The sequence below is a fragment of the Pantoea sp. RG18 genome, from assembly GCF_025910075.1.
Lineage (GTDB): Bacteria > Pseudomonadota > Gammaproteobacteria > Enterobacterales > Enterobacteriaceae > Pantoea > Pantoea agglomerans.
The window spans coordinates 179351-202418 of sequence record NZ_JAPCIL010000015.1; the positions used below are offsets into that span (position 1 = coordinate 179351).

Sequence of the window (23068 nt, forward strand, 5' to 3'; positions counted from 1 at the left end):
CAAGGAGGGAGTTATGTTGTCAGCACTTCCCGCGTTGCTACGCGACCAGGCCGAAGAGGCCGCCCGACAGATTGGGGTTCCGCTGGCTTCGTTAAGCCCGGAGCAGGCTGCCGGACTGGCTTTCAGCGATTTTGTGCTGGAAAACCTGCAACAACATCCCGACTGGTGGCAGGCGATGCTCGACCAGCCGCCGCAGCCTGATGAGTGGCAACACTACTCTGCGTGGCTCAATCAGGCGCTTAGCGGCATCGACAGTGAAGCGAGCCTGATGCGTGAACTGCGGCTGTTTCGTCGCCGTATGCTGGTACGCATCGCCTGGATGCAGTCTCTGCAGCACGCCACAACCGAACAGAGCCTGCAACAGCTCAGCGCATTAGCCGAAGTGCTGATCAGCCGGGCGCGTGACTGGGTTTATCAGGATTGCTGTCGTGATTTTGGTACGCCCTGTAATGCGGACGGCGACGCGCAGCCGATGCTGATTCTGGGCATGGGCAAGCTGGGCGGCGGCGAACTCAATTTTTCTTCTGATATTGACCTGATTTTTGCCTGGCCGGAAAACGGCACAACGCGTGGCGGACGGCGTGAACTCGACAACGCTCAGTTCTTTACCCGCATGGGACAGCGGCTGATTAAAGTGCTGGATCAACCCACCATGGATGGTTTTGTCTATCGGGTGGATATGCGTCTGCGCCCGTTTGGCGACAGCGGCCCGCTGGTGATGAGCTTTGCCGCGCTGGAAGATTATTACCAGGAGCAGGGACGCGACTGGGAGCGTTACGCCATGGTCAAGGCGCGGCTGATGGGTGATGACCACGATCGCTGGAGCCTGGAGCTGCAGCAGATGCTGCGGCCATTCGTTTACCGCCGCTACATCGACTTCAGCGTGATCCAGTCACTGCGAAACATGAAAGGGATGATCAGCCGCGAAGTGCGGCGACGCGGGCTAAAAAACAATATCAAACTGGGTGCGGGCGGCATCCGTGAAACCGAATTTATCGTGCAGGTATTCCAGCTGATTCGCGGCGGGCGTGAGCGCTCATTACAGCTGCGCTCACTGCTGCCGACGCTGGAGGCGATCAAAACCCTGGCCCTGCTGCCCGCGGAACAGGTCGATGCGTTGCGTGTTGCCTACCTGTTCCTGCGGCGGCTAGAGAATCTGCTGCAAAGCCTGGGCGACGAGCAGACCCAGACCCTGCCAGAGGATGAACTGCATCGCGCCCGGCTGGCGTGGGCGATGGATTGTGCCGACTGGCCTGCTCTGATGACCCGGCTCGACGGCCAGATGGCGGCGGTGCGCGCTATCTTCGATGAGCTGATTGGCGAAGATACCCCTGAGATTGGCGATCAGCGTGAGCTGGCAGAGTTTCAGGTGCTGTGGCAGGACCAGCTGGAGGATAGCGAACTGGCGACGCTGGTGCCGCAGCTCAGTGACGAGCAGCGGCTTACGCTGCACCAGACGCTGGAGGCGTTTCGTCAGGATATCAACCGGCGCACCATCGGCCCGCGTGGCCGTCAGGCGCTGGACCAGCTGATGCCGCGTCTGCTGAGCGAAGTCTGCCCGCGTGAAGATGCGGCGGTGACGCTCGGCCGCCTGACGCCGCTGCTGCTAGGCGTGCTGACCCGCAGCACCTATCTGGAGCTGCTGACCGAATATCACGGTGCGCTGCGCCACTTAATTCGCCTGTGCGCCGCCTCACCGATGGTAGCCAGCCAGCTGGCGCGTCATCCCTTATTGCTGGATGAACTGCTCGATCCAGCCACGCTCTATCAGCCAACCGCCACCGATGCCTATCGCGATGAGCTGCGTCAGTATCTGCTGCGCATCCCTACCGAGGACGAAGAGCAGCAGCTGGAAGCGGTACGGCAGTTTAAGCAGGCACAGCATCTGCGTATTGCTGCCGCCGACATCGCCGGAACGCTGCCGGTGATGAAAGTCAGCGATCATCTCACCTGGCTGGCAGAAGCGATTATCGAATCTGTGGTGCGCCAGGCGTGGAATATGATGGTGCAGCGTTACGGCCGTCCTTCGCATCTGAGTAATGAACATGAACGCGGTTTTGCCGTGCTGGGCTACGGCAAACTGGGTGGCTGGGAGCTGGGTTACAGTTCTGACCTCGATTTGGTGTTCCTGCATGACTGCCCGGCAGACGCGGTGACAGAAGGGGAGCGCAGCATCGATGGCCGTCAGTTCTATCTGCGCCTCGCCCAGCGCATCATGCATCTTTTCAGTACCCGCACCTCTTCCGGCATTCTCTACGAAGTGGATGCGCGCCTGCGTCCTTCGGGCGCAGCGGGCATGCTGGTGAGTACCTTTGAGGCCTTTGAAGAGTATCAGCGCAGTGAAGCCTGGACCTGGGAGCATCAGGCGCTGGTCCGGGCACGCGTCGTCTTTGGCGAGGCGGCACTGGGTGAACGTTTTAGCGTAATTCGTCAGGCGATTCTGTCACTGCCACGTGCCGCGGAAGCGCTGCAAACGGAAGTGCGTGAGATGCGTGAAAAGATGCGCGCTCACCTCAGCAACAAACATAAAGGTCGCTGGGATATCAAAGCCGACGCGGGCGGCATCACCGATATTGAATTCATCGCCCAATATCTTGTCTTACGCTACGCCGCTGAGCAGCCTGAACTGACGCGCTGGTCTGACAATGTGCGCATTTTCGAGCTGATGGCGAAGTACCATAAAATGCCCGCCGATGAAGCACAGGCGCTGACGCAGGCTTATGTGACGCTGCGCGACGCATTGCACCATCGCGCCCTGCAGGAACAGCTCGGCCACGTTGAGCCAGAGGCCTATGCAGCGGAGCGGCAGACGGTTCTGAGCAGCTGGCAGCGCTGGCTGATAACGCCTGCGTCTATCCTGGCGTGATGCTGATAGCACAAATCGCAACTGTGCTATCATCCGCGCACTATTTTTAATGCAGTCTGGAGTGTCTGGAATGAAAGTGACTCTGCCCGCGTTCGGCCAAGCCTCAGTGCTGGTTGTTGGCGATGTAATGTTGGATCGTTACTGGTATGGCCCAACCAGCCGTATCTCCCCTGAAGCGCCGGTTCCGGTGGTGAAAGTGGACACGGTTGAAGAGCGCCCTGGCGGCGCGGCAAACGTGGCGATGAACATTGCAGCACTCGGTGCCGCGTCGCGACTGATTGGCCTGACTGGCGAAGATGATGCGGCGCGTGTGTTGAGTAACACGCTGAAAGACGTCAACGTGCATTGTGACTTCGTGGCGGTCAAAAGCCATCCGACCATTACCAAACTGCGCGTGCTTTCCCGCAATCAGCAGCTGATCCGTCTCGATTTTGAAGAGGGCTTTGATCAGGTCGATCCGGAGCCGATTCACCAGAAAATGCGTGATTCACTGGCCGCCGCGGGTGCGCTGGTGCTGTCCGATTATGCCAAAGGCGCGCTCTCCAGCGTGCAGACCATGATTACTCTGGCGCGCGAAGCGGGCGTACCGGTATTAATTGATCCGAAAGGCACCGATTTTGCGCGCTACCGTGGCGCGACGCTGCTGACGCCGAACCTCTCTGAATTTGAAGCCGTGGTCGGTAAATGCAAAAACGAAGAGGAAATTGTGGCGCGCGGCACCCAGCTGATCGCCGATTTTGACCTCTCCGCGCTGCTGGTGACCCGTTCAGAAAATGGCATGACGCTGCTGCAGCCGGGCAAAGCGCCTCTGCATCTGCCCACCCAGGCACAGGAAGTCTATGACGTGACCGGTGCGGGCGATACGGTGATTGGCGTGCTGGCGGCGGCATTAGCGGCCGGTGATTCGCTGGAAGAAGCCTGTTTCCTTGCCAACGCGGCTGCGGGTGTGGTGGTGGGTAAACTGGGTACGTCTACCGTCAGCACCGTTGAGCTGGAAAATGCGATTCATGCCCGCCCGGAACAGGGTTTCGGCATCATGACCGAAGCGCAGTTAAAAGCCGCCGTTGAGATGGCCCGCCGCCGTGGCGAAAAAGTGGTGATGACCAACGGAGTGTTCGACATTCTGCATGCCGGTCATGTCTCCTACCTGGCAAATGCCCGCAAGCTCGGCGATCGACTGATTGTCGCGGTGAACAGCGATGCGTCGACTAAACGTCTGAAAGGCGAAAGCCGTCCGGTGAATCCGCAGGAAAACCGGATGATCGTGCTGGGCGCGCTGGAAGCGGTCGACTGGGTGGTGGTATTTGAAGAGGATACGCCGCAGCGGCTGATTGCGGGCATTCTCCCTGACCTGCTGGTCAAAGGGGGAGATTACAAGCCGGAAGATATCGCGGGCAGCAAAGAAGTGTGGGCAAATGGCGGCGACGTTCAGGTGCTGAACTTCGAAGATGGTATCTCTACTACCAACATTATCAAAACCATCCGCGGCAGCTAAAACGCAGCGTAAGCGGGAGCCGGGCTCCCGCTTAAAGGCTTATTCTGGCTTGTTGTCCGAGACAGGTTTCACCACGTCCGCAACCGGTGACGGCGAGGCTGCAGGTGAGGTCGCTACGGCGGCTGATGGTGTGGTCGCGGCAGCAGGTGTTACTGGTGCGGTTGCCGTCGGCGGCGTACCGGCTGATGACCCCTGACTTTCCAGCTGCGCCAGACGCTGCTCCAGCGCCGCCAGCTTCTCACGTGTACGCAGTAATACCTGCGTCTGCACATCAAACTCCTCACGGTTGACCAGATCCATCCGGGTCAGCTGCGCCTGAAGAACCTGACGAATTTTCTTTTCGACATCATCACCAAACTCACGAACACCTTTAGGCATCGCTTCGTGAACCTGACGGGCAAGTTGTTCAATTTTTTTCGTGTCGATCATGATGATTTCCTGGTTACGGGGAGCTGTGTCAGCGTGTTTACCAACGTAATAAGAGTTAAGTGTAATGCCAGAAATGAAAAGGATAAACCTCAAATCGGTAACGCAGGAAATGCAAAAGCAATTGCGCTATTGATGATTGCCGCCTCAAACGATCGGCGTTATAGTTAAAGTGCTTATTCTCAGGGCGGGGCGCAATTCCCCACCGGCGGTAAATCAGCTTCGGCTGAAAGCCCGCGAGCGCTTTATCTTGATGAAAAGAGAGGTAAAGGTCAGCAGATCCGGTGTAATTCCGGGGCCGACGGTTACAGTCCGGATGGGAGAGGGTAACGACATCTGTCGGACAATTGTGTCTGCTTCACGTTATTGCCACGTCTTTTTGACGTCACTCCTAAGCACGCCCTGATTCTGGTAACCCATACATTTTAAGGTTTTTATTACCATGAATCAGACGCTACTTTCTGAATTTGGCACGCCTGAACAGCGTGTAGAACGTGCTATCGCCGCCCTGCGTGAGGGACGCGGTGTGATGGTACTCGACGATGAAAATCGCGAAAACGAAGGCGACATGATCTTCGCCGCAGAAACCATGACCGTTGAACAGATGGCACTGACTATCCGTCACGGCAGCGGCATCGTCTGCCTTTGCCTGACCGAAGCGCGTCGCCAGCAGCTCGATCTGCCAATGATGGTGGAAAACAACACCAGCTCTTTCGGCACTGGCTTCACCGTGACCATTGAGGCCGCAGAAGGCGTCACCACGGGCGTCTCCGCGCAGGATCGTATCACCACCATCCGCGCCGCCATTGCCGACAATGCCAGACCCACCGATCTGCATCGCCCTGGTCATGTCTTCCCGCTGCGTGCCAGCGAAGGCGGCGTATTAACCCGTGGCGGGCATACCGAAGCGACTATTGATTTAGTCACCCTGGCCGGCTTTAAGCCCGCAGGTGTGCTGTGCGAACTGACCAACGACGATGGCACCATGGCCCATGCGCCAGAAGCGATTGCGTTCGCCCGTCAGCACAACATGCCGGTGGTGACCATCGAAGATCTGATCGCCTGGCGTCGCGCGCACGAAACACGCCACGCCAGCTAATCTGGCTGCTGCGATAAACAGGCCCCTCCCGGGCCTGTTTATCGTCCTGACACCCGGAATGGCGCGGCCTGACCGCTGACTTCTCCTCTCTCCTTCATGCCGAAAACCCTGTTAAACCTGCCACGTTAAATTTCATTCAAATTTCCTGATGATCACCATCATGGTTATCCGCGTGATAAAGCAGCGGATGCGCGTATCGTAATGGCTATCAAATACTCGATCCCGGGGATCACGAATGAGCCAGTTACGAATGCCAGCGCTGTTTTTGGGTCACGGCAGCCCGATGAATGCCCTTGAAGAGAATCGCTATACCGCCGCGTGGCGTCACCTGGGCGATACTCTGCCACGTCCACGCGCGATTATTGCGGTTTCGGCGCACTGGTATACGCGCGGCACCGCCGTGACGGCAATGGCACAGCCTGAGACCATTCATGATTTTGGGGGCTTTCCGCAGGCGCTGTTTGATACGCGCTATCCGGCACCGGGATCGCCTGAACTGGCGCAGCAGCTGGTGGAGCAGTTAGCGCCCGTTGCGGTGACGCTGGATCACGAGTGGGGACTGGATCATGGTTCCTGGGGTGTGCTGATCAAGATGTATCCGGAGGCCGATATTCCGGTGGTCCAGCTAAGCATTGATGGCACCAAACCTGCGACATGGCACTTTGAGATGGGTCAGAAACTGGCTGCACTGCGCAATCAGGGCGTGATGATTGTCGCCAGCGGCAACGTGGTACATAACCTGCGTAAAGTGCGCTGGGATGGCAACAACGAAGTTTATCCATGGGCCAGCAGTTTTGAACAGTTCGTGCGCGATAACCTGGCGGTGCAGAGCGATGCTGCTTCTCATCCGCTGGTTAACTTTATGGATCATCCTGGTGCGGCGCTTTCTAATCCAACACCTGAGCACTATCTGCCGCTGCTCTATGTACTTGGCGCACGTCAGCCAGATGACGCCATCAGCATTCCGGTTGATGGCATGGAGATGGGTGCGATCAGCATGTTGTCGGTTCAGGTAGGTTAGGGAAGCCAGAAGAAAACAGGCCAGAAGCTGGCCTGTTATTATCGCGGTGCATTAACCGATAAAAGCGTGCGGATAGAAACGGGAAAGATCCTGCGTGATCAGGTCGCGATCTTCCCGCAGGCCGATACCGGCCGGTTGATCGTCAATCAGCCAGCTGCCGATCAGCGTATAGCTGTCGCCAAACTTAGGCAGCGGATGGAACTGCTGGACGATCATTCCCTCTTCGCCATACGGCCCATCGACGCGGGCGATCTCCTGACCATTTTCCACGATGCGGATGTTGGCACCTTCACGTGAAAACAGCGGCTTCACCACATATTTGTCCATGTGCGGCACGTCATCTTCCGCGAACCAGGCGGGCAGCAGGTTAGGGTGATTCGGAAACATCTCCCACAGCAGCGGCAGCAAGGCTTTATTCGAGATAATGCTTTTCCAGGCCGGTTCCAGCCAGCGCACGCCAGCATCGCCCAGCTTGGTGGAGAACATCTCACGCAGCATGAATTCCCACGGATAGAGCTTGAACAGGTTGCTAATCACCTGATCCTGGGCGTCGGTAAATTCCCCTTTCTCGCCCAGTCCAATTTCATCCATGTAGAGAAACTCACTCGGCAGTCCCGCTTCGGTGGCGCAATCCTGAAGATATTGCACGGTGCCGCGATCTTCGTCGGTATCACGGCAGCAGGCGAAGTGCAGCCAGTTGAAGCCGTGCTGCTGATGTAACGCGGCAAAGCGTTCGATCAGCTTTTCCTGCAGGCTATTAAACTGATCGCTGCCTGCGGGGAGCTGACCGGCGTTAAGCTGGTCTTCCAGCCACAGCCACTGGAAAAATGCCGCTTCATACAGCGAGGTCGGCGTATCGGCATTGTTCTCCAGCAGCTTTACATCGCCTTTGCCATCCCAGGCGAGATCCAGACGAGAGTAAAGCGAAGGCTGACGCTGATGCCATGAATCGCGCACAAAGTCCCAGGTGTGTTTAGGAATGCGGAATTTAGCCAGCAGCGCTTCGCTGTTAACCACTTTTTCCACCACCTGCAGGCACATTTGATGTAATTCAGCGGTCACATCTTCCAGATGCTCGATTTGCGCTAGCGTGAACTGATAATAAGCATCTTCACACCAGTAGGGTTCACCATGCATGGTGTGAAAACGAAAACCGAACTCGGTGGCTTTTTCGCGCCAGCCTGGGCGCTCTGAAATGGCAATGCGTTCCATCGGGGCGTTAGCCTCCCATTGAGCGGCTGGAAGTGCCGCTGGCGCTGCTACGCTGCATGCTGTTCTGCTTCGCGACGGTTTCACCAAAGCCACCACGGGTAATGGTGGAGGTGGTAGCCGGTTTTGGTGCCAGCGCCGTTTTCGGCACGGTCATGCTTTTGCCGGATGTTGCTGCACCATAATTACGGCCTGATGCATCAACAAACTGACCATTGGCCGGGCTGCGGGCATTTTTCGGTGAGAAGAGCGGTTGCTGTGCAAAGCCCGAACCACCGCCCATCATGCGACCCATCATGTAACCTGCCATCAGTGGCATCCAGAAGCTGCCGCCACTCTGCTGCGATTCGGCATTAGTGGTGCCCACGCCCGCCTGAGCCGGTGTCTGCTGACACTGGTTTTCACCAAATTCAGCGACACAATCTTCACGCGTGGCATATTTTGGCGCGGTGCGTTCCGCCTCTTTTTTGGCTTCATTGAATGCGGTAGTACATTGCGCACTCTGGCCCGGATTGGCTTTTGAACAGTCATCGGCATTCTGGTACATCGAAACTGTTTCGTCGTTCTGTTCACAACCAGCCAGCATAAATACCGCCGAAACGGCGATAGCAACGGGCGTTAAATGGCGTGCCTGCCAGCTCTTGCGAAAAGCGGCATAGCGAATAGATTTTGTGCGTTTCATTATGATTATCCTGTGCCCAAAGGTAGCGCATAGAATAGGGGATGGGGGGGTAAAATTGAAGCTGGAGGCCTGATACAACAGGGATCTTTACTTAGTTATACGTTCAACAGAGAGACGGGCCGCAAAGCAGCCCGTCCGCTCATTAATTACCGAAAGGATTACCGCTGCTGTGGCGAGCCGCAGGACGTGCTGCCTCAGAAGAGCCGGTTGCTGCCGGACCGCTATCCACGCGCGCGGTCTGCTGTGCATTTTCCGGTGCTACCGTTTCCGGTGAGGTCGGGATCTCTTTACCCAGCTGGCTGTTCAGTTTCTGCAGGCTCTGCTCATTGAGCGTACCCAGCGCATAGCTGATATTCAGCTGGTTAATCAGATAGCTATAGCGCGCATCAGAGAGCTGCTGCTTAGCGTTGTAGAGCACGGTGGTTGCATCCAGCACATCAACGATAGTACGCGTACCAACCTGATAGCCCGCTTCTGACGCATCCAGAGAGCTTTGCGCAGAGACCACGGCCTGTTTATAAGCGTTGATGCTGCTGATAGAAGCATTCACGTTGTTAAACGATGAGCGGACTGTCTGAACCGCAGAGCGGTGCGCGCTTTCCAGCGATTCACTGGCGCTGACGAAGCTGTACTGCGCCTGTTTCACCTGAGAGGTGACGCTGCCGCCGCTATAGAGTGGCAGTGAGAAGCTCAGACCCACCTGGTTAGAACCGGTAATGGAGTCAGTAGACCCCTGGCTCTGGTTCGCACGGCTGCCGCCATATTTGCTGTTCGACATGCCGGTAGAGGCCGTCAGACCCAGCGTCGGCATGTGACCAGCTTCAGCGGAGCGGATCTGCTCACGGGCTAAATCCTGGTTCAGACGCGCAGAGAGCAGCGACAGGTTACGGCTTTCCGCCTGCTTAAGCAGCGCGCTGACCGGTTCGGGCTTATCGGTTCTGAAGCGATCAATGCTCAGCGACGCCAGCGACATGTAGTCCATGCCGGTGATCTGACGCAGCGTTTCGACGTTGTTATCAAGGTTATTACGCGCGGTCACTTCGTTAGCCAGCACGCTGTCATATTGCGCACGGGCGTTCTGTACGTCAGTAATGGCAACCAGACCAACGTTAAAGCGCTGGGTAGTTTGATCCAGTTCACGATAGATCGACTGTTTCTGCGCTTCGGTGTAAGAAAGGGTATCAATCGCTTTCAGCACGTTGAAGTAGGCGGTCGCGGTGTTCAGAATCAGATCCTGCTGCGCCACCTGATAGGTCACATCCTGAATACCTGCAGCTTTTTCCTGCAGGGTCAGTGCGCGCCATTTCGACATGTCGAAAATAGTCTGGGTTAATTGCAGCGAGCCGCTGGTCGTGTTGGAATGGAGACCGCTACTGTCGCGATAGCCGTTGTTATAGGTGTAGTCTGCACCCAGGCCGAGCTGGGGTAATAATGGGCTACGCGCTTCGTTGATTTTCTCAAAGGCAGAATCGCGATCGGCAGCGGCGCTGCGCAGATCCGGGTTGCTCAGACGTGCTTGTTGATAAACCTGAAGCAGGTCTTCGGCCTGGCTGGCGAAGCTGAAACCGCCCAGGCTCAGCCCAATAAAAAATGGGAGCAGTTTTTTCATTTGCATTCCTTTTGTTGCAGCAAATTGCAGTGGGTGCGCTGCCGGGTAAGCCAAAAAATTATCGCCGATTCTAGCAGAGGGCAACTGTGAGATAAGTTGGCTGAACGTGCCTTCTCCCCCTAATTTACGTAAATAATTCAGAAAGAACCACTTACATGGAGCACGGTTACAGGCTTTTTTCGCTCCACCTCAATCTGCATAAGGAACCCGATGATGCCGGAAGAAAAAAAATCCCCTGTGACTTTCACAAAAAACGATGTAGAAATTATTGCACGCGAAACCGTCTATGATGGTTTTTTTTCCGTCGTACGTTATCGCTTCCGCCACCGCCAGTTTAACGGCGAAATGAGTGGGGAAGTACAGCGCGAAGTTTTTGAGCGCGGACATGCCGCCGTGCTGCTACCTTATGATCCCTTACGCGATGAAGTGGTGCTGATTGAACAGATCCGCATCCCGGCTTATGACAGCAGTGCTTCGCCCTGGCTGCTGGAGATGGTCGCCGGCATTATTGAGCCCGGTGAATCTGTCGAGCAGGTCGTGCGCCGTGAAGCCGTTGAAGAAGCAGGATTAGAGGTCGGCCGGATTAAGCCCATGCTTAACTATCTGGCCAGCCCTGGCGGCACCAGCGAACGTCTGTCGGTGCTGATTGGGGAAGTGGATGCCAGCCAGGCAGAGGGATGCCATGGTCTGGAGGAAGAGAATGAGGATATTCTTGTCCATGTGGTGAGCCGCGAACAGGCTTACCGCTGGGTGGAAGAGGGGATAATTGACAATGCGGCGTCTGTCATCGCCCTGCAATGGCTGGCGTTGCACCATGAGAAACTACGCGAAGAGTGGATACAAAAATGAAACAGCGCTATACCCCTGACTTTCCCGAAATGATGCGGCTCTGCGAAACCAATTTCGCCCAGTTACGCCGCCTGCTGCCGCGTAACGATGAGGCGGGAGAATCGGTGATCTATCAGGTGAGTGGCGCCCGTTATCAGCTGACGATCCAGGAGTCCACACGCTACACCACGCTGGTGGAGATCCGCCAGGTCGCGCCTGCCGTGAGTTACTGGAGTCTGCCCTCGATGTCGGTAAGGCTCTATCACGATGCGATGGTCGCCGAAGTGTGTTCAACTCAACAGATCTATCGTTTCAAAGCGCGCTATGATTATCCTAATAAAAAATTGCATCAGCGCGATGAAAAACATCAGATAAACCAGTTTCTCGCAGACTGGCTGCGCTACTGCCTGGCACATGGTGCGATGGCAGTTCCGGTTTGCTGATGCGTATAATGCAGTAAATGGCGTGGAGACGAAGGAAACGCTTTGGATAGCCTGCTAACTCTTCCTGCAGCGAACGGTTCCGAAATCAGGATTTTGCAAATCACGGATACCCACCTGTTCGCGGGAAAACATGAATCGCTGCTTGGGGTGAACACCTGGTCGAGCTATAAAGCGGTGCTGGATGCGATTATTGCGCAACATCGCGACTACGACCTGATTATCGCCACAGGCGATCTCGCCCAGGATCACTCTATCGAAGCCTATCAGCATTTTGCTGAGGGCATCTCACGTTTGCCGCGGCCCTGCGTCTGGCTGCCCGGTAATCACGATTTTCAGCCCGCGATGTTCGACACGCTGGCAGCCGCTCATATCAATGCCCACAAGCAGGTGCTGGTGGGTGAACAGTGGCAGATTGTGTTGCTGGACAGCCAGGTCTCGGGTGTGCCGCACGGGATGCTGAGCGATTATCAGCTGGAGTGGCTCGATAACGCGCTGGCCCGCTATCCGCAACGTCACACGCTGGTGCTGCTGCACCACCATCCGCTGGCCTCTGGCTGCACCTGGCTCGATCAGCACAGCCTGCGCAACTCACATCAGCTCGATGCGGTGTTACAGCATTACCCGTTAGCCCGGACGCTGGTCTGTGGTCATATTCACCAGGAGCTGGATCTTGAGTGGCACGGTCGTCGTGTGCTGGCCACCCCTTCAACCTGCGTTCAGTTCAAACCGCACTGCACCAGCTTTACGATCGACACCGTGGCACCAGGCTGGCGCTGGTTCACGCTGTATCCGGATGGCGGCCTTGAGACCGAGGTTAACCGGCTCGACACCGACGCTTTTCGTCCCGATTTAGACTCAGAAGGATACTGACGCGTGGCGGCATTACTCTATCTGCACGGTTTTAACAGCTCGCCGCAGTCGGCTAAGGCGACGCAGTTCCGGCAATGGTTAGAGGCGCAGCATCCGGAGATCGAAATGATCGTGCCCCAGCTGCCGACGTTTCCGGCCGATGCCGCCGCAATGCTGGAAGATCTGGTACTGAGCCGCAGTGGCGAAACGCTGGGGCTGGTAGGCTCGTCGCTGGGCGGTTATTACGCCACCTGGCTGTCGCAATGCTTTATGCTGCCTGCTGTGGTCGTCAATCCTGCGGTGCGGCCTTTTGAGCTGCTGGCGGATTTCCTGGGTGAAAATCAGAATCCCTACACCGGCCAGCAATATGTGTTAGAGTCACGCCACATTTACGATCTGAAAGTAATGCAGATTGAACCGCTGGAAGCGCCCGATTTACTCTGGCTGCTGCAACAGACCGGCGATGAAGTTCTCGATTACCGTCAGGCGCTCGACTATTACAGCGCGTGCCGTCACACGGTAGAAGAGGGCGGAAATCATGCATTTACTGGATTCGAGCGCCATTTCCCGCAGATTCTGGACTTTCTCGGTCTGAATCATCCCTGAGTAATGCGGAAATCGCACCCCATTTCACCCTTCTAATCAGACATTTACGATGAGTCAATCTAACTATAACGCGGATGCCATTGAGGTCCTGACTGGCCTTGAGCCTGTTCGCCGTCGCCCGGGGATGTACACCGATACGACGCGACCCAACCATTTGGGTCAGGAAGTGATTGATAACAGCGTCGATGAGGCGCTGGGCGGCCACGCGAAGCGGGTTGAAGTGATTCTGCACGCTGACCAGTCGCTGGAAGTTATTGATGATGGTCGCGGCATGCCGGTGGATATTCACCCGGAAGAGGGCGTGCCTGCCGTCGAGCTGATCCTGTGTCGTCTGCACGCGGGCGGCAAGTTCTCCAATAAAAACTATCAGTTCTCGGGCGGCCTGCACGGCGTCGGTATCTCGGTGGTTAACGCCCTGTCAAAACGCGTCGAAGTCACGGTGCGCCGTAATGGCGAAATCTATGACATGGCGTTTGAGAATGGCGACAAAGTCCAGGATCTCACGGTTACCGGCACGGTGGCTAAACGCAACACCGGCACGCGCGTCCATTTCTGGCCCGATGAAAGCTTCTTCGACAGCCCACGTTTTTCGGTGTCACGCTTATCACATCTGCTGAAAGCCAAAGCGGTGCTCTGTCCTGGCGTTGAGATTGTCTTTAAAGACAAGCTGAACAATACCGAACAAACCTGGTGCTACGAAGATGGCCTGACTGACTACCTGTGCGAAGCGGTGAATGGCTTACCGACGCTGCCGGAAAAACCGTTTGTCGGCAGCTTTGCTGGCGATGTGGAAGCGGTTGACTGGGCGCTGTTGTGGCTGCCGGAAGGCGGCGAGCTGTTAACTGAAAGCTACGTTAACCTGATCCCGACCATGCAGGGCGGGACTCACGTCAACGGCCTGCGTCAGGGGCTGCTGGATGCGATGCGCGAGTTCTGCGAATACCGCAACATTCTGCCGCGTGGCGTGAAGCTCTCTGCTGAAGATATCTGGGATCGCTGCGCCTATGTGCTGTCGGTCAAGATGCAGGATCCGCAGTTCGCCGGGCAGACCAAAGAGCGCCTCTCTTCACGTCAGTGCGCAGCCTTTGTCTCTGGCGTGGTAAAAGATGCCTTCAGCCTGTGGCTGAACCAGAATATCCAGATCGCAGAGCAACTGGCTGAGCTGGCGATCTCCAGCGCCCAGCGACGTATGCGGGCAGCCAAAAAAGTGGTGCGTAAAAAGCTCACCAGCGGTCCGGCGCTGCCGGGCAAACTGGCGGACTGCACCGCGCAGGATCTGAATAAAACAGAACTGTTCCTGGTCGAAGGGGACTCGGCAGGCGGCTCGGCCAAGCAGGCGCGCGATCGTGAATATCAGGCGATCATGCCGCTTAAGGGCAAGATCCTTAACACCTGGGAAGTCTCTTCCGATGAGGTGCTGGCGTCGCAGGAAGTGCATGATATTTCCGTGGCGATCGGCATCGATCCCGACAGCGAAGATCTTTCACAGCTGCGCTACGGCAAGATCTGCATTCTGGCGGATGCGGACTCGGATGGTCTGCACATCGCCACGCTGCTGTGTGCCCTGTTCGTGAAACATTTCCGTTCACTGGTCAGAAACGGACACGTCTACGTTGCCATGCCGCCGCTCTACCGTATCGATCTCGGTAAAGAGGTCTACTACGCGCTGGATGAAGATGAGAAAGAGGGCGTGCTGGAGCAGCTGAAACGCAAAAAGGGCAAACCTAACGTTCAGCGCTTTAAAGGGCTGGGTGAGATGAACCCTTTGCAGCTGCGCGAAACAACGCTGGATCCGAATACCCGCCGTCTGGTACAGCTGACCATCAGTGAAGAGGATATCGACCAGACGCTGCGCATGATGGATATGCTGCTGGCGAAGAAACGCTCCGAAGACCGGCGTAACTGGTTGCAGGAAAAAGGCGACAAGGCCGATATCGAAGTGTAAAAAAACAGGACGCGAAAGCGTCCTGTTCTCTTTGTGCTTCAGCCAGCACATCCCCGGAGAACCCGGCAGATTCAGAGCAGAGACAGTAATCCTTGTGAAAATTACCCTGGAAGAGTTACGTGCCTGGGTGGCGGTGGTGGACAGCGGTTCTATTACCGCGGCGGCATCCCAGCTGGCGCAGACCAGTTCGGGCATCAGCCGGGCGTTGTCCCGGCTGGAGAGCAAGCTGCAGACCACCCTGCTGCATCGCACCACCCGACGGCTGGCGCTGACCGAAGAGGGACAGGTTTTTCTGGAGCATGCGCGACAGATCCTGGCCTCGGTTGAGCAGGCCGAAGAGCAGATAGCCCTGCGGCGCGAGATGCCGTCAGGGCGGCTGCGGGTAAACGCCGCCACCCCTTTTATGCTGCATGTGATTGTGCCGCTGGTGGACGATTTCCGCGCCCGCTATCCCCTGATCCAGCTTGAACTGAATACTGACGATATCCTGATCGATCTGCTGGAGCAGCAAACGGATATTGCCATTCGCATCGGCGAACTGCGCGACTCTACGCTGCGCGCCCGGATGCTTGGCAGCAGTGCGATCCGGCTGATGGCCAGTCCGGCCTATCTGGCGAAAGCGGGCACCCCGCAGAGCGTGGCCGATCTCGCGCAGCATCAAATCATCGGCTTCAGCCATCTTGAGGCGCACAACGTCTGGCCGATCTGGCAGCCTGATGGCGATTTCATGCGCATTAAGCCCACAATCTCTGCCTCCAGCGGCGAAACCATCCGGCAGCTGGCGCTGGCAGGACAGGGGATCGCACGCCTCTCCGACTTTGTCAGCCGGGAAGATTGCGCGGCAGGACGGCTGGTGCCGGTTCTCCCCGCTGAAACCCGCGAGCTGCGGTTGCCGGTGCATGCGGTCTATTACCGCAACACCACGCTCTCTTCGCGTATCGGCTGCTTCCTGGATTTTCTCCGCACCGAGATTGATCGGCGTCAGCTGCTATGATCTCTCCTGCCATAATAAAAAACCCCTGTCATAGGGCAGGGGTTTGGAGATGCTGGCAAGTCTGGCCGGATTCGCTGTGAGATTGTGCTTGCACAGGGAACACGGTCAGATCGGAAAGGCGCTCAAGCCAGTCCCTGGTCGCTCTACCCGCGCCATCCCTGGCGCGGGACGCTTTCCTCTTCTGACCGTGTTCCCTTCGCGTTGAGCTAATTCATTGCTGCCAGAGGCACTCAGGTTTGAGGTTGTCAGCAGCCTGACCCCGTTTACCGAAAAGGGGTTAAGCCTTCAGCACGAATCAGGCGCTGGGTTCCAGCACCAGAATCTTCACATCCACCACATCATCTTTAATGATGGCGCGATGCGCATCCATGTGCGGCATCTGCTGATGCTGCTCCAGATGACGCAGCGTTTCCCACTGTTCCAGCATAAAAATGGAGTCCGGCGAGTTCTGTTTCCACGGCACCTGCGCCTGATGGTCCAGCAGCGCGTCATACTGATGGCAGCCTTCTTCTTCTAAAACCAGCGGGATCAGTTTTTTCACCGCATCCAGCACGGCCTGACGGCGACCGGGTTTGACACAAATTTCAGCAACGACTGTTAACATTCGCGAATTCCTCTTTCGTGAGAAAATAGGGGGTATCCCCCAGCCATCTTACGCAAAAACGCGACTAAGATGGGTCCGATAAGCGGCAATATCGCGTGGCACGTCCGGCGCTTTAATCACATCGTTGCAGATAAAGGTCGGCAGCGCTTCCATGCCCAGGAACTGGTTGGCTTTGTGGAAGTGCAGATAAAGACCGTCGACGCCGACGCCTTCAAAGAACTGCTCCGGATCGGTAAAGGCCTGCAGCGGCGCGTTCCAGGTCAGTGACAGCATATATTTTTTGCCCTGCAGCAGACCGCCGGAACCATATTTCTTCGCCGCATCAGAACGGGTACGGCCATCACTGGCGTAGAGCGAGCCGTGGCCTTCGGTAAAGACTTCATCGATATAACGCTTCACGGTCCACGGCTCGCCCATCCACCAGCCTGGCATCTGATAAATCACCACATCACTGTCGACATATTTCTGCACTTCATCTGCGACCACGTAGTCGCTGTCAGCCAGGGTCACAGACACCTCATGCCCCATGTCACGCAACTGGCTGGCCGCAACGTCGGTCAGCGTGTGGTTCAGTTCGCCTTTAGAGTGGGCAAAGGTTTTGCCGCCATCGATAATTAAAATCTTGCTCATGAATTGTTTGCCTCATTTCCTGAATATGGCGCTTAGCTTACGCGCGCTGCGGTCGCAGAAAAATGGGAGGTTGATCACAACACTTTTGCTGTGGAAGCAACAATGCGCCGGTTTATGGCACCATCGGCAGGCAAACTCACTGTGAAACAATTATAGAAAAACGCAAAATGAAAAAAATTGTCCTCTCTTTGCTGCTGGCCACCGGTGCTGTCCAGGCACAATCTCATCTCGACACCATCCTCAGTTCTAAAACGCTTAAGGTCTGCACCACCGGGGATTACAAGCCTTACAGCTACCTGCGACCCGATGGTCAGTATGAAGGGCTGGATATCAGCATGGCGAACGCGCTGGCTACCTCGCTCGGCGCGAAAGTGGAGTGGGTGCCAACCAGCTGGAAAAACCTGATGCCCGATTTTCTGGCAAAGCAGTGTGATATCGCCGTCGGCGGCGTCTCCGTCACGCTGAAACGCCAGCAGACCGCCTGGTTCGCCCGGCCGCTGGATGTGGATGGCAAAATCCCACTGGTGCGCTGCAGCGATAAAGATCGCTTCCAGACCATCGAACAGCTTAACCGGCCTGACGTGCGGCTGATTGAACCGGCAGGCGGCACCAACGAAGCCTTTGTGCACAGCCACCTGCCAAAGGCCTCACTGACGCTGTTCCACGATAACGTCACCATCTTCCGGCAACTGGTGGACAACAAGGCGGATGTAATGATCACCGATGCCTCTGAAGCGCGTTTTCAGCAGCAACATTACCCGACGCTCTGCGCGATCAATCCCGACAAACCGCTGCAGTATGGCGAGAAGGCTTACATGATTCCGCGTGACGACATCAGCTGGAAGCTCTATGTCGATCAGTGGCTGCATCTCAGCACCGCCACTGGTGAATATCGTGACATTGCCCGCCAGTGGATGGGCGCAAAGCCCTGATCCACTTCCGCAGAGAGGTCAGACACTTGCCGGTCTGAATCCGGCGTGCCTCCGGCACATGAAATCGCGCGGCGGGACGCCTGCTCTCCCGCGCTTCCCCTGTGACTAACACCAGCGAATAAGGTACTATCCTCGCCAAACCACCGCCGGGTGTCCCGCCGTTGTGGGCCACGATGTGAGGATGAGAAATTAATGAGTGAACTGACTCAGGATGGTGCAGAGCGTCTTGCCCTGCACACATTCACCGAGAATGCGTACTTAAACTATTCGATGTACGTCATCATGGACCGCGCCCTGCCTTACATTGGCGACGGATTAAAGCCGGTTCAGCGACGTATCGTCTACGCCATGTCCGAACTGGGACTGAGCGCCAGCGCAAAATTCAAAAAATCGGCGCGTACCGTAGGTGACGTGCTGGGTAAATACCATCCGCACGGCGACAGCGCCTGTTATGAAGCGATGGTGCTGATGGCGCAGCCGTTCTCCTACCGTTATCCGCTGGTCGATGGCCAGGGTAACTGGGGTGCACCGGATGATCCCAAGTCGTTCGCGGCGATGCGTTACACCGAATCCCGCCTGTCAAAATATGCCGAGCTGCTGCTGGGTGAGCTGGGTCAGGGGACGGTCGATTATCAGCCGAACTTTGATGGCACGCTGCAGGAGCCGAAGATGTTACCGGCGCGCCTGCCCAATATTCTGCTGAACGGCACCACCGGGATTGCCGTGGGTATGGCGACCGATATTCCGCCGCACAACCTGCGCGAAGTGGCTCAGGCCGCCATCGCACTGATCGACTCACCGAAAACCACGCTGGAACAGCTGCTGGATATTGTCCAGGGGCCTGATTATCCTACAGAGGCGGAGATCATCACGCCGCGTGACGAGATCCGCAAAATCTATCAGACCGGTCGCGGCTCGATTCGCCAGCGTGCAGTCTGGAAGAAGGAAGAGGGCGAGGCGGTGATTACCGCGCTGCCGCATCAGGTGTCGGGCGCGCGCGTGCTGGAGCAGATTGCGAACCAGATGCGCAATAAAAAACTGCCGATGGTGGAGGATCTGCGTGATGAATCGGATCACGAAAACCCGACCCGCCTGGTGATCGTTCCGCGCTCCAACCGCGTCGATCTCGATCAGGTGATGAACCATCTGTTCGCCACCACCGATCTGGAAAAGAGCTACCGCGTTAACCTCAACATGATCGGGCTGGATAACCGCCCGGCGGTGAAAAATCTGCATGAGATCCTGACCGAATGGCTGGTGTTCCGCCGCGATACGGTCAAACGTCGTCTGAATCACCGCCTGGATCGCGTGCTGCGCCGCCTGCATATCCTGGAAGGTTTGCTGGTTGCGTTCCTGAACATCGATGAAGTGATCGAGATCATCCGTACTGAGGATGAGCCTAAGCCGGTCCTGATGTCACGCTTTGGCATCAGCGAAACCCAGGCCGAGTCGATCCTCGAACTGAAGTTGCGCCACCTGGCAAAACTGGAAGAGATGAAGATCCGTGGCGAGCAGGCGGAGCTGGAAAAAGAGCGCGATCAGCTGCAGGCCACGCTGGCCTCTGAACGCAAGATGAACACCCTGCTGAAAAAAGAGTTACAGGCTGACAGCGCCAGCTACGGCGACGATCGTCGCTCGCCGCTGCGTGAGCGTGAAGAAGCCAAAGCCCTGAGCGAAACCGAGCTGGTGCCGTCTGAACCGGTGACCATTGTGCTGTCGCAGATGGGCTGGGTGCGTAGCGCCAAAGGCCACGATATCGATCCAGCCGGACTCAGCTACAAAGCCGGCGACAGCTATCTGGCTGCGGCACGCGGCAAGAGCAATCAGCCGGTGGCCTTTATCGACTCCACCGGCCGCAGCTACACTCTGGATCCGACGTCGCTGCCTTCAGCGCGCGGGCAGGGCGAGCCGCTGACCGGCAAGCTGACGCCACCGCCGGGTGCGGTAGTTGAACAGGTGCTGATGGAGCCGGATGATCAGCGCCTGCTGATGGCCTCTGATGCGGGTTACGGCTTTATCTGTACCTTCAGCGATCTGGTGTCGCGCAACCGCGCCGGTAAAGCGCTGCTGACGCTGCCGGAAAACGCCCGTGTGATGACGCCGATGGCCGTCCATCATGAAGATGACATGCTGCTGGCGATTACCCAGGCGGGACGGATGCTGATGTTCCCGGTCGGGGAGCTGCCGCAGATGTCGAAAGGCAAGGGCAACAAAATCATCTCGATTCCATCCGCGGAAGCGGCCGCCGGTCAGGACAAACTGGCCTGGCTGATGATTTTACCGCCGGGCAGCGCTATCACGCTGCACGTAGGCAAGCGTAAAATGCTGCTGCGCAGTGAAGAGCTACAAAAATTCCGCGCCGATCGCGGACGTCGCGGCACGCTGTTACCGCGCGGCCTGCAAAAAATTGATCGTGTTGAACTGGATGCGCCTGCGCGTCCGGCGAGCCCGGATAGCGAAGCGTAAACTACCCGGCTGACACCGCGTCAGCCGTGGCTCAATGAGGGAACTATGTTACTGATTCTGCGTGCCATTATTGTGGTCATCTATTCGATCTTAGTCTGTATATCTGGCTGTATCTGGTGTCTGTTTTCACCGCGCAATCCGCGTCATGTCGCCACATTTGGCCATCTGTTCGGCAAACTGTCGACGGTGTTTGGCCTTAAAGTAGAACTGCGCAGACCGGAAGGTGCTGAGAATTATGGTAATGCGATCTACATCGCGAACCATCAGAACAACTACGACATGGTCACCGCGGCTAAAATGGTGCAGCCCTGTACGGTGACGGTGGGCAAGAAGAGCCTGTTGTGGGTGCCATTTTTTGGCCTGCTCTACTGGCTGACCGGGAACCTGCTGATTGATCGCGATGACCGTGCAAAAGCACGCGGCACGATCGGTCAGCTGGTAGATGAGTTTAACAGTAAGCGCATCTCCATCTGGATGTTCCCGGAAGGAACGCGCAGCCGTGGTCGTGGCCTGCTGCCGTTTAAAACCGGTGCCTTTCACGCCGCTGTGGCGGCGGGTGTGCCGATCATTCCGATTGTGGTCTCTAACACGCATGGCAAGATCAACCTCAATCGCTGGAAAAACGGGCTGGTGATCGTTGAGATGCTGCCACCAATTGATGTAAAGGCTTTCGAGTCGTCGTCGGTGCGTAAGCTGGCGACCCACTGTCGCGAACTGATGGCGGCAAAGCTGGAAGAGCTGAACGCCGAAGTCGCAGAACGCGAAAAAAACGGAAATATCTGACCGGCGAACCATTCGCCGAACTATCCTGCAGGGATGCCGCACGGCGGGGCACGTCCGCCCGCCGTGAACGCAGCACAGCAAAAACAGATCAATAAAAACAGGGTCGGCGCTTAGCGCCACGCGTAAAGGGTCAGAAGTTTTATGTCTTTCAGCAGACGTCAGTTCATCCAGCTTTCTGCCGGAGCGGCGCTTAGCGCCAGTGTACTACCTCATGCGGCGCGTGCCGCTTCTTCAGCTAATGGCGATACGCCACTTCCGGTTCCGCCGTTGCTGGAATCCCGTCGCGGCCAGCCGCTGTTCCTGACAATGCAGCGCAGCCACTGGTCTTTTAATGGCGACAACAACAAAGTGCCGGTGTGGGGCATTAATGGCCTCTATCTTGGCCCGACCGTCCGGGTTTACAGCGGCGATGACGTTAAGCTGATCTACAGCAATCGTCTGAACGAGCCGGTCTCCATGACTATCAGCGGCCTGCAGTTGCCGGGTGCGCTGATGGGGGGCGCGCCGCGTATGATGTCAGCCGGTGTCGACTGGTCGCCGGTGCTGCCGATTCGTCAGGCGGCCTCAACCTGCTGGTATCACGCCAATACACCGAACCGCATGGCTCCGCACATCTATAACGGACTGGCGGGGATGTGGCTGGTGGAAGATGATATTGGCAGGCAGCTGCCATTGCCGAAGCATTACGGCGTCGATGACTTCCCGATTATCATTCAGGACAAGCGGCTCGATAACTTTGCCACGCCGGTCTATGACCCGCCGCAGGATGGTGGTTTCCTGGGCGACACGCTGCTGGTGAATGGCGTACGCAATCCGTTTGTGGAGGTATCACGCGGCTGGGTGCGTCTGCGTCTGCTGAACGCCTCGAATGCGCGCCGCTATGAGATGGTGCTCAGCGACAATCGCCCGTTTATGGTCATCGCCAGCGATCAGGGCTATCTGCCTGCGCCGGTCGCGGTGCAGCGCCTGTCACTGGCGCCGGGCGAACGCCGCGAAGTGCTGGTGGATATGTCGCAGGGCGATGAAGTGTCGATTACCGCAGGTACGGCGGCGGGCATTATGGATCGGCTGCGCGGCTTCTTTGAGCCATCCTCTATTCTGACGTCAACCCTGATCCTGACGCTGCGGCCAACCGGCTTGCTGCCGCTGGTGACGGATAATCTGCCGATGCGGCTGCTGGCCGATCAGATTCTGGATGGCGTGGCGGTTCGCACCCGTGAATTCCGCATCGGTGACAGCATGCCGGGCATTAACGGCGCGATCTGGGATATGAGCCGCATTGACACCACAGCACAGCAGGGCACCTTTGAGCGCTGGATCCTGCATGCTGACCGGCCACAGTCGCTGCATATCCAGGGCGTGATGTTCCTGATTAAAAGTGTCAATGGTGCGCAGCCGATGGGCGAAGATCGTGGCTGGAAAGATACGGTGTGGGTCGATGGCAGCGTGGAACTGATGGTCACTTTCCCGCAAAGTTCGTCAGATCACTTCCCGTTCGTCTACTACAGTCAGACGCTGGAACTGGCCGACCGCGGTACTGCCGGTCAGCTGGTGGTGCAGCCCAGCGCATAACAGCGCGGT

The 23068-nt window shown here is 57.0% G+C and carries 20 protein-coding genes and 1 riboswitch; of the genes, 14 read left to right on the forward strand and 6 right to left on the reverse strand.

The features are described 5' to 3' along the window. Positions 1–13: 13 nt before the first annotated feature. Both glnE and hldE read left to right on the forward strand, forming a co-directional pair. Complete coding sequence (glnE, locus tag OK409_RS17150; RefSeq protein ID WP_264367272.1) at positions 14–2866, forward strand: bifunctional [glutamate--ammonia ligase]-adenylyl-L-tyrosine phosphorylase/[glutamate--ammonia-ligase] adenylyltransferase; 2853 nt, start codon at positions 14–16, stop codon at positions 2864–2866. Between the two features lie 70 nt (positions 2867–2936). Beyond that, on the forward strand, positions 2937–4361 hold the full coding sequence (gene hldE, locus OK409_RS17155; protein ID WP_010249049.1) for a bifunctional D-glycero-beta-D-manno-heptose-7-phosphate kinase/D-glycero-beta-D-manno-heptose 1-phosphate adenylyltransferase HldE: 1425 nt from the start codon (positions 2937–2939) through the stop codon (positions 4359–4361). A gap of 39 nt (positions 4362–4400) precedes the next feature. Here hldE and ubiK read toward each other — a convergent pair whose 3' ends face one another. Beyond that, positions 4401–4790 carry a ubiquinone biosynthesis accessory factor UbiK gene (gene ubiK / locus OK409_RS17160; RefSeq protein ID WP_154210445.1) on the reverse strand — a complete coding sequence of 130 codons (390 nt, stop codon included), beginning with the start codon at positions 4788–4790 and terminating at the stop codon, positions 4401–4403. A gap of 171 nt (positions 4791–4961) precedes the next feature. After that, positions 4962–5119: riboswitch (FMN riboswitch) on the forward strand. Positions 5120–5229: 110 nt separating this feature from the next. Here ubiK and ribB point away from each other — a divergent pair. Beyond that, positions 5230–5886, forward strand: a complete 657-nt coding sequence (gene ribB / locus OK409_RS17165; RefSeq protein WP_031590879.1) for a 3,4-dihydroxy-2-butanone-4-phosphate synthase — start codon at positions 5230–5232, stop codon at positions 5884–5886. A 235-nt stretch (positions 5887–6121) separates the two neighbouring features. After that, on the forward strand, positions 6122–6907 hold the full coding sequence (gene ygiD, locus OK409_RS17170) for a 4,5-DOPA dioxygenase extradiol (RefSeq protein WP_264367273.1): 786 nt from the start codon (positions 6122–6124) through the stop codon (positions 6905–6907). Between the two features lie 51 nt (positions 6908–6958). Here ygiD and OK409_RS17175 read toward each other — a convergent pair whose 3' ends face one another. The 3 genes from OK409_RS17175 to tolC form a co-directional block, all read right to left on the reverse strand. Beyond that, positions 6959–8119 carry a glutathionylspermidine synthase family protein gene (locus OK409_RS17175; protein ID WP_033769850.1) on the reverse strand — a complete coding sequence of 387 codons (1161 nt, stop codon included), beginning with the start codon at positions 8117–8119 and terminating at the stop codon, positions 6959–6961. A gap of 7 nt (positions 8120–8126) precedes the next feature. Continuing rightward, positions 8127–8798 (reverse strand): DUF1190 family protein, encoded by a 672-nt coding sequence (locus tag OK409_RS17180; protein WP_010249037.1) that lies wholly within the window; start codon positions 8796–8798, stop codon positions 8127–8129. Positions 8799–8940: 142 nt separating this feature from the next. Next, complete coding sequence (tolC, locus tag OK409_RS17185; protein ID WP_010249035.1) at positions 8941–10407, reverse strand: outer membrane channel protein TolC; 1467 nt, start codon at positions 10405–10407, stop codon at positions 8941–8943. Between the two features lie 213 nt (positions 10408–10620). Here tolC and nudF point away from each other — a divergent pair, with 213 nt between their 5' ends. From nudF to OK409_RS17215, 6 genes are all read left to right on the forward strand, one after another. After that, positions 10621–11256 (forward strand): ADP-ribose diphosphatase, encoded by a 636-nt coding sequence (nudF, locus tag OK409_RS17190; protein WP_010671126.1) that lies wholly within the window; start codon positions 10621–10623, stop codon positions 11254–11256. Then, positions 11253–11678, forward strand: coding sequence for a DUF1249 family protein (locus OK409_RS17195; RefSeq protein WP_008925735.1), 426 nt, complete (start codon positions 11253–11255; stop codon positions 11676–11678). Before nudF ends, OK409_RS17195 begins: the two co-directional genes overlap by 4 nt. Positions 11679–11720: 42 nt before the next feature. Next, positions 11721–12548, forward strand: coding sequence for a 3',5'-cyclic-AMP phosphodiesterase (gene cpdA / locus OK409_RS17200; RefSeq protein WP_022623882.1), 828 nt, complete (start codon positions 11721–11723; stop codon positions 12546–12548). Positions 12549–12551: 3 nt separating this feature from the next. Next, positions 12552–13133, forward strand: coding sequence for an esterase YqiA (gene yqiA, locus OK409_RS17205; protein ID WP_010249032.1), 582 nt, complete (start codon positions 12552–12554; stop codon positions 13131–13133). Between the two features lie 49 nt (positions 13134–13182). After that, entirely contained in the window at positions 13183–15078 is a 1896-nt protein-coding gene (parE, locus tag OK409_RS17210) for a DNA topoisomerase IV subunit B (RefSeq protein WP_010249031.1), read from the forward strand. 94 nt (positions 15079–15172) lie between these two features. Next, complete coding sequence (locus tag OK409_RS17215) at positions 15173–16072, forward strand: LysR substrate-binding domain-containing protein (protein ID WP_010671124.1); 900 nt, start codon at positions 15173–15175, stop codon at positions 16070–16072. 295 nt (positions 16073–16367) lie between these two features. On the opposite strand, the gene OK409_RS17220 is transcribed toward OK409_RS17215, so the two are convergent. Continuing rightward, positions 16368–16676 (reverse strand): putative quinol monooxygenase, encoded by a 309-nt coding sequence (locus OK409_RS17220; protein ID WP_010249029.1) that lies wholly within the window; start codon positions 16674–16676, stop codon positions 16368–16370. 48 nt (positions 16677–16724) lie between these two features. Continuing rightward, positions 16725–17306 carry an NAD(P)H-dependent oxidoreductase gene (locus tag OK409_RS17225; protein ID WP_010249028.1) on the reverse strand — a complete coding sequence of 194 codons (582 nt, stop codon included), beginning with the start codon at positions 17304–17306 and terminating at the stop codon, positions 16725–16727. A gap of 167 nt (positions 17307–17473) precedes the next feature. On the opposite strand from OK409_RS17225, the gene OK409_RS17230 reads away from it, so the two are divergent. The 4 genes from OK409_RS17230 to ftsP all read left to right on the forward strand — a co-directional run bounded on the left by OK409_RS17230 (position 17474) and on the right by ftsP (position 23059). Beyond that, positions 17474–18238 (forward strand): transporter substrate-binding domain-containing protein, encoded by a 765-nt coding sequence (locus OK409_RS17230; RefSeq protein WP_061703106.1) that lies wholly within the window; start codon positions 17474–17476, stop codon positions 18236–18238. 192 nt (positions 18239–18430) lie between these two features. Next, positions 18431–20704, forward strand: a complete 2274-nt coding sequence (parC, locus tag OK409_RS17235) for a DNA topoisomerase IV subunit A (protein WP_010671122.1) — start codon at positions 18431–18433, stop codon at positions 20702–20704. A 45-nt stretch (positions 20705–20749) separates the two neighbouring features. Further along, complete coding sequence (locus tag OK409_RS17240) at positions 20750–21487, forward strand: 1-acylglycerol-3-phosphate O-acyltransferase (RefSeq protein WP_010671121.1); 738 nt, start codon at positions 20750–20752, stop codon at positions 21485–21487. Between the two features lie 141 nt (positions 21488–21628). Further along, on the forward strand, positions 21629–23059 hold the full coding sequence (gene ftsP, locus OK409_RS17245; protein WP_010249023.1) for a cell division protein FtsP: 1431 nt from the start codon (positions 21629–21631) through the stop codon (positions 23057–23059). Positions 23060–23068: the final 9 nt, after the last annotated feature.